General features: G+C 48.2%; 12 protein-coding genes. 10 read left to right on the top strand and 2 right to left on the bottom strand.

The window, feature by feature from the left end:
• Positions 1-65: 65 nt before the first annotated feature.
• Positions 66-2,135: a methionine--tRNA ligase gene (gene metG / locus FW758_RS23300; protein WP_446446672.1), complete on the bottom strand. Its 2,070-nt coding sequence runs from the start codon at positions 2,133-2,135 to the stop codon at positions 66-68.
• A 160-nt stretch (positions 2,136-2,295) separates the two neighbouring features.
• Between metG and apbC the strand changes: the two genes are divergently transcribed.
• The 9 genes from apbC to FW758_RS23255 all read left to right on the top strand — a co-directional run bounded on the left by apbC (position 2,296) and on the right by FW758_RS23255 (position 9,440).
• On the top strand, positions 2,296-3,411 hold the full coding sequence (gene apbC / locus FW758_RS23295) for an iron-sulfur cluster carrier protein ApbC (protein ID WP_446446671.1): 1,116 nt from the start codon (positions 2,296-2,298) through the stop codon (positions 3,409-3,411).
• Positions 3,412-3,422: 11 nt separating this feature from the next.
• A complete protein-coding gene (gene udk, locus FW758_RS23290) occupies positions 3,423-4,061 on the top strand; it encodes a uridine kinase (RefSeq protein WP_006081926.1) in 639 nt (212 codons plus the stop codon).
• A 31-nt stretch (positions 4,062-4,092) separates the two neighbouring features.
• Entirely contained in the window at positions 4,093-4,674 is a 582-nt protein-coding gene (gene dcd, locus FW758_RS23285; protein WP_006081925.1) for a dCTP deaminase, read from the top strand.
• 5 nt (positions 4,675-4,679) lie between these two features.
• Positions 4,680-5,489, top strand: coding sequence for an aminodeoxychorismate lyase (gene pabC / locus FW758_RS23280; protein ID WP_446446670.1), 810 nt, complete (start codon positions 4,680-4,682; stop codon positions 5,487-5,489).
• Positions 5,486-6,523: an endolytic transglycosylase MltG gene (gene mltG, locus FW758_RS23275; protein WP_012089387.1), complete on the top strand. Its 1,038-nt coding sequence runs from the start codon at positions 5,486-5,488 to the stop codon at positions 6,521-6,523. Before pabC ends, mltG begins: the two co-directional genes overlap by 4 nt.
• A gap of 22 nt (positions 6,524-6,545) precedes the next feature.
• Positions 6,546-7,172 (top strand): dTMP kinase, encoded by a 627-nt coding sequence (gene tmk / locus FW758_RS23270; protein ID WP_006081922.1) that lies wholly within the window; start codon positions 6,546-6,548, stop codon positions 7,170-7,172.
• Positions 7,166-8,122 (top strand): DNA polymerase III subunit delta', encoded by a 957-nt coding sequence (holB, locus tag FW758_RS23265; protein WP_446446669.1) that lies wholly within the window; start codon positions 7,166-7,168, stop codon positions 8,120-8,122. Before tmk ends, holB begins: the two co-directional genes overlap by 7 nt.
• Before the next feature lie 6 nt (positions 8,123-8,128).
• On the top strand, positions 8,129-8,455 hold the full coding sequence (locus FW758_RS23260; RefSeq protein ID WP_006081920.1) for a PilZ domain-containing protein: 327 nt from the start codon (positions 8,129-8,131) through the stop codon (positions 8,453-8,455).
• Between the two features lie 196 nt (positions 8,456-8,651).
• Positions 8,652-9,440, top strand: coding sequence for a TatD family hydrolase (locus FW758_RS23255; protein ID WP_006086270.1), 789 nt, complete (start codon positions 8,652-8,654; stop codon positions 9,438-9,440).
• A 297-nt stretch (positions 9,441-9,737) separates the two neighbouring features.
• Here FW758_RS23255 and rsmF read toward each other — a convergent pair whose 3' ends face one another.
• Positions 9,738-11,198, bottom strand: coding sequence for a 16S rRNA (cytosine(1407)-C(5))-methyltransferase RsmF (gene rsmF / locus FW758_RS23250; RefSeq protein WP_446446668.1), 1,461 nt, complete (start codon positions 11,196-11,198; stop codon positions 9,738-9,740).
• Positions 11,199-11,421: 223 nt separating this feature from the next.
• On the opposite strand from rsmF, the gene FW758_RS23245 reads away from it, so the two are divergent.
• Positions 11,422-12,648, top strand: coding sequence for a nucleoside recognition domain-containing protein (locus FW758_RS23245; protein ID WP_012587487.1), 1,227 nt, complete (start codon positions 11,422-11,424; stop codon positions 12,646-12,648).
• Positions 12,649-12,688: the final 40 nt, after the last annotated feature.

Raw genomic sequence — 12,688 nt, 5'->3', positions numbered from 1 at the left:
ATACCAACAAATAAGGCCACATAAAATGCGGCCTTATTGATTTTTCGAGCGTTAGCTAGCGTAGATTACTTAACACGCATGCCAGGCTGTGCGCCTTCATGGGGTTCTAAAATCCACAGGTCGCTGCCACCAGGGCCAGCGGCCAGCACCATGCCTTCTGACATGCCAAAACGCATTTTACGTGGCGCTAAGTTAGCCACCATCACTGTTAGTTTGCCTTCGAGATCTTCTGGCGAATAAGCCGATTTGATCCCGGCAAACACTTGGCGCGTTTCACCACCGATGTCGAGTTGTAACTTGAGTAACTTGTCAGCGTCAGCAACATGTTCAGCTTTCACGATGCGAGCGATACGCAGGTCGATTTTTGCAAAATCATCAAAGTTGATGGTCTCACTGATCGGATCGTCAACCTGCGGTTTACTGCTAACCGATGAAGCTTTAGCGGTTTTTTCAGGCGCAGCCGTCTTTGGTGCATCGGCCGTGACTTGCAGGTTATCCTTGGAATCAGCAACCATGGCATTGACTTTATCCAGCTCAACACGTTGCATCATTGCCTTGAATGGGGTGATTTCATGACCCGCTAAATCTTGGCTCAATGCATCCCAAGTGAGTGGCAATTGGAAGAAGGCTTCTACATCTTGGGCTAAACGTGGCAATACAGGTTTGAGATACGTCACTAAAATACGGAACAGATTCAAGGCGTTTGAACACACTTGATGGGCTGCTTCCTGTTGATCGTCATGTTTCACCATTTGCCAAGGCGCAGCATCGGCCACAAACCCGTTGGCAATATCCGCCTGCGCCATGATTTCGCGCATCGCTTTACCGTATTCGCGCGACTCGTAAAAATCGGCAATCACGTCTTGCTTGGCTAAAAACGCTTCGGTCAGCGTAGTATCAGCAATTTTCGCGAGCTTGCCATCAAAGCGTTTAGTGATAAAACCTGCGGTGCGCGAGGCTAAGTTCACTAGCTTACCGACTAAATCTGAGTTCACGCGCTGGGCGAAATCTTCCAGATTTAAATCTAAATCGTCGATACGGCTGCTGAGTTTAGCGGCGTAGTAGTAACGTAAATATTCAGGATCTAAATGATCTAAATAGGTACGCGCCTTAATGAAGGTGCCTTTCGATTTTGACATCTTCGCGCCATTGACCGTCACATAACCGTGGGCATAGACGCTGTTTGGCTGACGATAACCTGAGCCGTGCAGCATGGCTGGCCAGAACAAGCTGTGGAAGTAGACTATGTCTTTACCGATGAAGTGATAAACCTCAGCAGTTGAATCTTTTCCCCAGAATTCATCGAAGCTCAACTCAGGACGTTTTACACACAGGTTTTTGAATGAACCCATATAGCCGATAGGTGCATCTAACCACACATAGAAATACTTGCCCGGTGCATCAGGAATTTCAAAACCAAAATACGGTGCATCACGGGTGATATCCCATTGCTGCAGACCTTGCTCAAACCATTCGTCGAGTTTATTGGCCATTTCGACTTGTAGGGCGCCAGAGCGAGTCCACTCTTTTAGCATGCCTTCGAAGGCGGGCAGGTCGAAGAAAAAGTGCTCAGTGTCTTTCATCACTGGCGTTGCACCCGATACCGCTGATTTTGGATTGATAAGTTCAGTTGGGCTGTAAGTCGCGCCGCAAGAATCACAGTTATCGCCGTATTGATCAGGTGACTTACACTTAGGGCAAGTACCTTTTACGAAGCGGTCGGGCAGGAACATGGATTTCTCAGGATCGAATAACTGAGAAATGCTCTTGCTCTTGATGTAGCCGTTGTCCCGTAGCTTGAGATAAATATCGCTCGCCATGAGGCGGTTTTCTTCGCTGTGAGTGCTGTGATAGTTATCGAAGGCGACATTAAAATCGGCAAAATCCTGCTGATGTTCTTTGTTCACTTGGGCGATCATATCTTCAGGCGCTATGCCTAATTGCTGCGCTTTAAGCATGATCGGCGTGCCATGGGCGTCATCGGCACAAATATAGTGGCACTCATGTCCACGAAGTTTTTGATAACGCGACCAGATATCTGTCTGAATGTATTCCAACATGTGACCTAAATGTATCGGTCCGTTTGCGTAGGGAAGTGCGCTGGTCACGAGAATTTTACGTTGTGAAGTTGCCATCTTGTCTCAAATATCGTGGTGGGCCAAAAATATTGGTAGAGATACTAACCGATTACAGGATGATTTTCATCAAAAGCTGAGCCGATTGAGCTAAATCTGCGCTAATGTTTTCTGCATTATCTGGTACACTTGGGCAAATTTATTGGTGGGGGTAATTCTTTTGTCTTCAACTCAAACTGATTATCGTCTAAATGACGATCTTCTCGGGCCTGTTCTGGCTATTCTCGATTCATTTGTAGACCCGTATCTCGCGAAAGGGTTAGTGAGCGCAGGATGCGTAAATAAACTGGCGTTGGAAGGTAAGCGTTTGCTGCTTGGCTTAGTCTATCCATACCCTTGCATGACCCAGTATCGCGACACTGTGATGGCGTTGACCAACAAGTTGGCCGTGCTCGATGCTATCGATGAAGTCGAATGTGAAATCGATTTTCAACCTAAAGCCTATTCAGCGTTATCTTCTATCGCACCGATTGCCAATGTGAAGCAAGTGATTGCCGTTGCCTCAGGTAAGGGCGGTGTGGGTAAATCAACCACAGCGGTGAACTTAGCCTTGGCCTTAGCGGCTGAAGGCGCACAGGTGGGTATTCTTGATGCGGATATTTACGGCCCGTCAGTGCCTATGATGCTAGGTATTCCTAATTTCAGACCGCTTTCCCCCGATGGCAAACACATGACCGCCGCCAGTGCCCATGGCATTGCCGCGCAATCGATTGGATTTATGCTCAGCGGTGATGAAGCGGCCGTGTGGCGTGGCCCAATGGCAGCGGGCGCGCTAGCGCAACTGCTCAATGAAACCCAATGGCCAGAGCTGGATTATTTAGTCGTCGATATGCCGCCGGGTACGGGTGATATTCAATTAACCCTGTCACAAAAAGTGCCTGTGAGTGGTGCTGTTATCGTGACTACGCCGCAGGATATCGCGCTGGCCGATGCCAAGAAGGGCATCAATATGTTCCAGAAAGTGAACATTCCTGTGCTGGGTATCGTCGAAAACATGAGTTTCCATTTATGTCCCGAGTGTGGACATAAAGAACATCCATTTGGAACACACGGTGGCAGTAAAATCGCCGAGCGTTATCAAGTTCCACTGTTAGGCGCTTTGCCACTGCACATCAATATCCGTGAAGCCATGGATAATGGTGCGCCGACGGTCGTTGCCGATCCAGACAGTGAAGTAGCCGCACTTTATCGGGAAATTGCCCGTAAAGTGGGCGCAGAATTGGCTTTAAAGCAAAGCCAGAAAACAGTTTCTATTAGTGTTTCAGATGACGAGTAAGGTTTAAGGGTATGAATTCTCAGCAGTGTGTCATTATTGCAATTGCTGGCGCGTCAGCATCGGGCAAAAGTTTAATTGCCAAAACGATTTTTGACGAATTACGCCGCGATTTAGGCACAGATCAAATTGGGGTAATTAATGAAGACGCGTACTATCGCGATCAGAGTCATTTATCCATGGATGAACGGGTATTAACGAATTACGATCATCCAAAAGCGTTGGACCATCAACTGTTGTGCACCCATTTACAGTTGCTCAAGTCTGGCGAAGCTGTTGATATCCCTTGTTATAGCTACACAGAACACACTCGTATAGCAGAAACCCTGACGATGACACCGAAAAAGGTGATCATTTTAGAAGGTATCTTACTGCTGACCGATCCTAAATTACGTGCGCTGATGGACGCGAGTGTGTTTATGGACACACCGCTGGACATTTGTTTCCTACGTCGCTTAACCCGTGATGTGGCTGAACGGGGCCGTACGATGGAATCTGTGATTTCACAGTACAAGAAAACCGTGCGTCCTATGTTCTTACAGTTTATCGAACCGTCGAAACAATACGCCGATATTATCGTTCCCCGTGGCGGTAAGAATCGTATTGCGACCGATATTTTAAAAACTCGTATCCAACATTTACTGGCAAAATAACGACATAAAAACTCAAGGAGTAATAGGCAAGATGCGCTTAACCGATATCGAAATTGAACAGGCCCTTGATAACGGCACTATCGTAATAGAACCTCGCCCAGGCATAGAAGCTATTTCAGGCGTCAGTGTTGATGTGCGCTTAGGTGGACAGTTTCGCGTCTTTAAAGATCATACAGCGCCTTATATCGACTTGAGTGGCCCAAGCGTCGAGATGCAAGCTGCGCTTGATCGGGTGATGAGTGAGATTATCGAAATCCCTGATGGCGAAGCATTTTTCCTGCATCCTGGCGAATTGGCCTTGGCGGTGACTTACGAGAGCGTGACGCTGCCCGCCGATATCGTCGGTTGGCTCGATGGTCGTTCATCATTGGCGCGTTTAGGCCTGATGGTGCACGTGACTGCGCACCGTATCGATCCGGGTTGGCAGGGTAAAATCGTGCTCGAGTTCTATAACAGCGGCAAGTTACCTTTGGCCCTGCGTCCACGTATGACCATAGGTGCGCTTAACTTTGAACGCCTCAATCATGCGGTTGCACGTCCTTATAACACCCGTAAAAGTGCTAAATACAAAGATCAGCAAGAAGCGGTTGCCAGCCGTATCAGTCAGGACTAACACACGTGTTTTGGGTGAATGGCGCATCGCAGGCGAGTGTCGACCCTTCCGATCGAGGGCTTGCCTACGGTGATGGCCTGTTTGCGACTATGCGGACAGGCGCTGAGGGTATTTTGTTTTTCAACGCCCATCAAGCTCGTTTAACCGCAGGCGCCGCAAGGCTTGGGTTTCAATGGCAAATGAGTGAAGCACTGCAACAGCAGCTTCATGCCTTAGCCATTGAATATCCACATCATTGCATTAAGTTAATCGTTTCCCGTGGTGTCGGTGGCCGTGGTTACACACCACCAGAAACGGTTCATCCTACCGAAATCGTCTCAGTTCATGCGATCCCAAGCCATTATGCAAAGTGGCAGCAAGCGGGCATTTGCCTTAAAACCTCGTCGATACGATTGGGTTTGCAGCCCTTGTTGGCTGGGATGAAGCATTTAAATCGACTCGAACAAGTCTTAATAAAATCCCACCCTTTACCTCAGGGGTTTGATGACTGGTTAGTTAACGATATCGAAGACAATGTGATTGAATCTTCGATGGCGAATGTGTTTTTTATCAAAGGCAATCGCGTGATAACCCCTTCATTAGCCCAGTGCGGCGTGGCGGGTGTGATGCGCGAACAGGTTATGATAGCCTTGCTTGAACAGAACATGAATATCGAATGTTTGCCCGTTGGCGCCGAGCGTTTAATTGAATTTGACTCAGCGTTTATCACTAACAGCGTTTTAGGAATTGTGGATGTGCTGGCGATAGACTCGCTCAAGTTCAGCCGTGCTCCGATTACCGCGCAACTTAGACAGACACTTTCACTCACCCTATGAAAAAACTCATTCTTATCGCCAGTTCAACCCTGTTGACCTTGCTGACATTAGTCTGTTTGGGCGCCTTTTGGGGCTATCAAACTGTTATCGAATACAGCCAAACGCCGCTGAGTCTCAGCGAGCCTAAAGAGCTGACCGTTGAACGCGGTACCAGCGTGAACCAGCTTGCGCAGCAACTTGCCGACGATGGTGTGATTCAAGACACGTGGAAACTCAAGTGGTTACTTAAGTTCCGCCCTGAGCTTGCTAAGATCCGCTCGGGCCTTTACGAAATCTCACCTTCACAAACTATTACCGATTTGCTGAATGATTTGATTGCCGGAAAAGTGAAAACCTTCAGTTTAACCTTAGTTGAAGGCAAAACCATCGTTGAATGGGAACAACAACTTGCCAGTGCGCCGCATTTACAGATGTCACCAGAGGTGTTTGCCGCCGTGTTGATGGCGCAGGGCGATGATTCAGGTTTGCCAGAGGGTAAATTCTTCCCCGACACCTATCATTATACTGCTGAGGCGGATGTTAAAGTCCTGCTGACTCAAAGCTATAAGATGATGGAGCAAGAGCTTGCCAAAGCGTGGGCAGAACGGGCGCCGAATTTGCCGTTAAAATCCCCCTATGAAATGCTGATCTTGGCATCGATAGTCGAGAAGGAAACCGGCCAAGCCCATGAGCGCGACCAAATTGCCGGAGTATTTGTTAATCGTCTTAATCAAGGCATGCGTCTGCAAACCGACCCGACGGTGATTTATGGCATGGGTGAACGCTATAAGGGCAATATCACCCGTAAAGATTTAGTCGAAGAGACACCTTTTAACACTTACCGTATTTTTGGATTACCGCCAACGCCGATTGCAGCACCGAGTAAAGCCTCACTGATGGCAGTGTCTAAACCTGCCAGTGTGAGTTATCTTTATTTCGTGTCACGCAACGATGGTACCCATGTGTTTTCAAGCACACTTGAAGCACACAACCAAGCTGTAGATGTGTATCAGCGTAAGAAAAAACCGGCGACGCCAGAAAAATCACCAAAGTAAAAATGCAGAGAAAGAAAATCCAATGTCAGTTTTTGCAAAATTTATCGTTATTGAAGGTTTAGAAGGCGCGGGTAAGTCGAGTGCGATTAACCTTATTCGCGACTTTATTGAAAAACATACGGGTAAAGCGCCGATCTGCACCCGCGAGCCGGGTGGCACGCCACTGGCCGAACGTATCCGTGATTTGGTCAAAATTGCCGATGCGACCGATCCCCTGTGTGACGAGGCCGAGTGTTTACTCATCTATGCCGCCAGAGCCCAATTGGTTGCCAATGTCATTAAACCTGCGCTTGCGCAGGGTCAATGGGTATTGGGTGACAGACACAATTTATCGTCACTGGCCTATCAAGGTGGTGGCAGGGGCTTAATGCCGTTAGTGGAAGCGGTGAGCACTGCCACCCTAAAAGGCTTTAAACCCGATCTCACCTTGTACTTAGATTTAGATCCTAAACTTGGGCTAACCCGCGCGGCTAAACGCGGTGAGCTTGATAGAATCGAGCAACAAGCGATTGATTTCTTTGAACGAGCACGCGCTACATATCTCAAACTTGCCAGCGAAGATGACAGCATAGTGGTTATCGATGCGAGTCAAACCATGGCCGAAGTGCATAAAGATATCTTAGCCGTGCTACAGGCGATGGCATGGTAGCCGAGTCAGGTTTTACAGCTGCGGAATTACCTTGGCTCGAAGGGCCAAGACAGGCATTTTTAGCGCAACTCACGCGGCAAAAAATGCCCCATGCGCAGCTTGTCGGCATTGATTCTGCCTATGGTGGTGAGCTGCTGAGTGTGTTCATGGCGCGTGCGGCCATGTGTTTGCAGCCAACACCTGTGGGGGCCTGCGGTTTTTGTAAGTCTTGTCAGCTCTTTGATGCGGGCAATCATCCCGATTTTTACCATATTGCCGCCGATGGCAATCAAATTAAAGTCGATCAAATTCGTGAGCTTTGCACACGTCTGACGGCGACTGCCCAGCAAAGCGGTATGCGGGTGGCGATTATTCATCATAGCGAGCGGCTTAACTCCGCTGCCGCCAACGCACTCCTTAAAACCCTTGAAGAGCCGGGTAAAGACACTTTACTGATATTACAGTCGGATACGCCTGCACGTCTGATGGCGACGGTCAGCAGCCGCTGTCAGCGCATTCCCTTCGTTGTGCCAAGCCGAGAGATCATCAAAAACTGGTTAGCGCAGCAATGTGATATCCAAGAGGATGTTACTTGGTGCCTGAGCGTGGTGGGTGGACCGCTAAAGTTGGCAGAGAGCTTGCAATCTGAAGGTGGTCAACAGAGCCGTTATCAATCCTTGTTACAGTTTCGCAAAGATTGGGCCCAAAGTTTGTCGTCTGGTCATCTGTGTGCTAGTTTGTTAACTATAAGTGAACAACAAATAATTGATGTTCTTAAGGTTTTATACCTGCTTATACGACAGGTGTTACTGAAAAATAGCCACCAAGATGCGTTTATCCATGCGCAGCTCGGGAACTTGGCGGCCAAGATCATGGGAATGTGTCATAGCTTAAGTACAATGCCGAGCGTCAATTATCTGGCCTTGTGTCAAAGTTATGTCTTAGAATATAGAGAGATAACAAATAAGTAATATGCCATGGTAGATCTCGTCGTTAATTTTGATACCTTACATCAGCTATATCGTGCCTATATGCCTTTTATTAAGCCGGCAGGATTATTCATAGCCACCAGTGAAGGCCATTACCTTGGCCAGCCGCTGACGATTGCGTATCGCTTACCGGGCGCGACCATAACGAATGAATTTCGCGGTGTCGTGGTATGGATCAATCCCTTAGGTGCTTCGGGCGGCCGTCCTGTAGGCATTGGCATTAAAATTGTTTCTGAGCCCGATAGCCATAAACACCACATCGAAAAATTACTGTCGCGCGAACTGGCCTCCGGCGATCTAACCTGCACTATGTAAGTTGGCTCGCATTATTGCTCTGGTTTGAACGTTAATTAGGTTTAAACGCTCTGCTTTAAGCGTTACTCTCGTTTAACTGTTCAAGTTTTAACATTGGCCCGCACTCTAAACTGACTCTTCACCTTCGCGGAATTTGACCTCGATCCCTTGGCTGGGTATCCTTGTCGTCCTTTTGTTATTCAGCTTGGAAATCCCTGTGCTTATTGATTCACACTGCCATCTCGATCGCCTTAAAGCGGCGCCTGATCAACAAACCCTAGAACATATTCTGGCCAGCGCGAAAGCCCGTGGCGTGGACTATATGCTATGCGTCAACGTACGCCAGCAGGGATTTGAATCGATGCGAGATAAAGTTGCAGCCTTCGATCAGGTATTTTTGTCATCGGGCGTGCATCCATTAGACGTTAAAGAAGGGCTTGATGTTGAGCAAATCCGCCGCTTTGCCACCGATCCTAAAGTGGTCGCGATTGGTGAAACTGGCCTAGATTATTTTTATGCCGACGAAACTAAATTGCTGCAACAACAATGTTTTGAGCAGCAGATCGCCCTTGCGGTCGAAGTGAATAAACCTTTGATTGTCCATACTCGCGATGCGCGTGAAGACACGATCACTATGCTTAAGCAGGGCAACGCGGATAAAGTTGGCGGCGTACTGCATTGCTTTACTGAGAATTGGGAAATGGCGAAAGCGGCGATTGACCTTGGCTTTTACATTTCAGTATCAGGCATAGTCACCTTTAAAAATGCCGGTGAACTTCGCACTGTTATCCGTAAAGTGCCACAGGATCGCCTGCTGGTTGAAACAGACTCGCCTTATTTGGCGCCTATTCCGCACCGTGGACAAGAAAACCAGCCCGCCTATGTGCGTGATGTTGCTGAGTTTGTGGCCGAGCTTAGAGGTGAGCGCTACGAAGATCTTGCGGAGTACACCAGCAATAACTTCTTTAATTTATTCAAAGATGCGGCGCGTTTAGTCGGCCGTTAGCTTTAAGTGCTTTGACCCATGTTATGCGCTTGCGCGATTGCCAACACTGAGACATAAAGGATCAGGCAAAAAGACTCAGGCATAAAGGCTCAGGCAAAAAGACATTGGCATAAAAAAAGGCCCAAAACGATGAAAGCTGTTTGGGCCTAGGGGAATGGCTCGTTGAAGAGCCGTGCGCTACAGGTGAAAGCGCCATGCAGTGCGCTTTACAATAGACTCAGTGTAGTCGAGCTTTTGCCCTAGAGTCGCGTTCACCTTCCCCTTTTTTAGGTTATTTATCGCTAAAAAACAGCAGAACTATAACGATTTTGTCTGTTCTGGTAGTAATAACACTTTATCTTTCACTAAGTCTCTGGGCAGGTTGTTTTTTAACTTATTACCTAAATGTTTCGCCATGCCTAACGGCGCGCCGCCATAACAGACGATCACTTCACCTTGGGCTTTGCCTGCGGTCGCTAAGGGAATATCTCGCCCCATCAAATACTCTTTGGCTTCAACATCGCTCACATCGACCGTTTTTGCCGTTGGGCTAAGTTGTTTTCCCGCTAAAGCAATAATCGCTTCATGGCGGACTTTAAAACCGTGCTTACTGTTATCGGCGAGTTTAATGCCAATACGCTGAAAGCGCATACGGCCGATAAAAGCGTTGAATTGATGAGGAAATAGCCAGAATTCATCATCGCGAACCATGATGAGTTCGTCTGGTAAGCTGATGCCTAAATCCTGCTGAAAATAGTCTTTGATCCCTTGGGCTTGTTTCGCTGATGCGGTCGTGAAGGGGAAGTTTTTCTGCAGTTTAGGCTCAGGCTGTAACCGCGGCACAGAGGCAGTTTTTGTCAATTTAGCGACAAAGAAACCTTCACTGTCGTAAATCTGCGGCCAGACATGCAAGAAGCCTTCGGCAGTCGTGGCTCGCTCAGCGCCATCAAATAAATCACTTAAGGATTCAAATTGCACGGCATCGCCGTAGACTTGCTTTAAATACTCGCACACGCCTTGGTTTTCGAGGCGGTTTAAGGTGCAGGTCGAGTAGACCAAACTGCCGCCGGGTTTCAGGGCGAGAAACGCCGATTCGATTAAGGCTTTTTGGGTTTCACTAATCGCTAGCACATCGTCAAGGCTCCAATGTTTGAGCGCATCGGCGTCTTTACGCACTGTGCCTTCGCCGCCACAGGGCGCATCAATGAGCACGGCATCGAAACTTTCGTACAGGTATTCGCCAAACACACGGCCATCGAAATGGGTGAGAGCGCAGTGACTTGCGCCCATGCGCAGCACATTGGCGTGCAATACTTTCACGCGGCTCGCCGAATACTCATTCGCCACCAATAAACCTTGGTTTTGCATCAATGCGGCCATTTGCGTGGTTTTTGAACCCGGCGCAGAGGCGAGATCGAGTACGCACTGCCACTTTGCACTAGTCGTAAATGCACTAGGCGTAAAAAGTGCGGTTGGCGGCAACATAGAGCTGGCTTCTTGAATGTAGAATAAGCCCTGAATGTGCTCTAAGGCATTGCCGAGTTGTTCTTCTTCATCGTAACTGATCCAAAATCCGTCTTCACACCAAGGAATGGGATCGAACGTCCAGCCCTTAGGTTGCATCAGAGTCTTAAAGTCGTCGCTGCTGATTTTTAAGGTATTGACCCGAATTGAACGTCTAAGCGGCCTGTCGCAAGCGGCAATAAACTCATCCATTGACAAATGGGCGGGGAGTTCTTGGGTAATTGTATCGATAAAATTTTGATTTAATTGAACCATTGATTTCATTGAACCATAGGAAAATAGACTGTGTATCAACTGGCGCGAGTATATCATAATCCCTTATTGGGTCTGAGATTTTATCCCAAGTGCCTCAGCCGTTATGGTGATTTGAGGTTTATGCACTGACGATTACCGTAATATTGCAATGAGTCGCCATAAAGCTAGCACTCAGTAGTCATGAGCTAATAGAATAAAAACAAATAAAAATAAGGGGATTAGCGTGCTGAATCGCGTGTGGTTAGCTTTCTTTGTTACGGCATTGCTGGCAATAGCGGTGCAACTGTTCAATGGACACATAGAAGTCCTATCGGCTTCGGTCGCCGCATTATTTGCTAGCGCTAAGCTTGCCGCCGAAATTTCCCTTGGGCTGATTGGCGTACTTTCCCTGTGGATGGGGTTAATGCAGGTGGGCGAGAAGGCCGGAGTGGTCAGCGCCATCGCCTTTGTGTTTGAGCCCTTACTGCGCCGCTTGATGCCAGAAGTGCCCAAGGGCCATCCCGCCTTTGGCAGTATCACGATGAATTTAACGGCGAATATTTTTGGTTTAGATAATGCCGCCACGCCGCTTGGTTTAAGGGCAATGCATGATTTGCAGAGTTTAAATCCGCTAAAAACCGTGGCGACTAATGCACAAATCTTATTTTTAGTGCTCAATACTTCCTCTGTGACCTTAGTGCCTGTGACAGTATTCCTTTACCGTGCCCAGCAAGGTGCAGCCGCGCCTGCGGATATTTTCCTACCGATTTTACTGGCAACCTCGGCCTCGACATTGGCGGGCTTACTGGTAGTGGCGTTAGTGCAGCGGATTTCGTTATTGAACTCTGTGGTGCTCGGTTATGGCGCCTTGATGCTCTCTGGCCTAGTGGCGAGTGGTTTTTATCTGATGACCTTAAGTGCTGAAGCCATTGGCACAGTGTCGACGGCAATGGGTAACGGCATTTTATTGTTATTAGTGTTTACCTTCGTCATTGTTGCGGGCATCCGTAAGGTGGCGGTTTATGATGAGTTTATTGAAGGGGCGAAGGCGGGTTTTGCCCAATCTATCCAGCTGATCCCTTATTTGCTCGCCATGTTATTGGCTATAGGTTTACTGCGCGCATCCGGCGCTTTGGATTATCTGTTGCACTTGATTGCCAGTGGCGTACGGATATTGGGTTTCGATACGCGTTTTGTCGATGCTATGCCGACCGCGCTGATGAAACCTTTTAGTGGCTCAGGTGCCAGAGCCATGATGCTCGAGACCATGGATCATCACGGCGTCGATTCTTTTGCAGGCCGATTAGCGGCGATTTTTCAGGGTAGCACTGAAACCACTTTTTACGTACTCGCCGTGTATTTTGGCTCTGTGGGTATTCGCCATGGCCGCCACGCCTTAGCCTGTGGGTTAACCGCGGATTTTGCAGGGATCAGCGCTGCGATTGCCGTTTGTTATTGGTTTTATGGATAAGGGGTTAGAGTGTTGAGCGACCTAGAATGATGAGATGGAG

The sequence above is a fragment of the Shewanella sp. 1180_01 genome (assembly GCF_052850535.1).
This window is presented reverse-complemented; position numbering and strand designations above follow the sequence as displayed.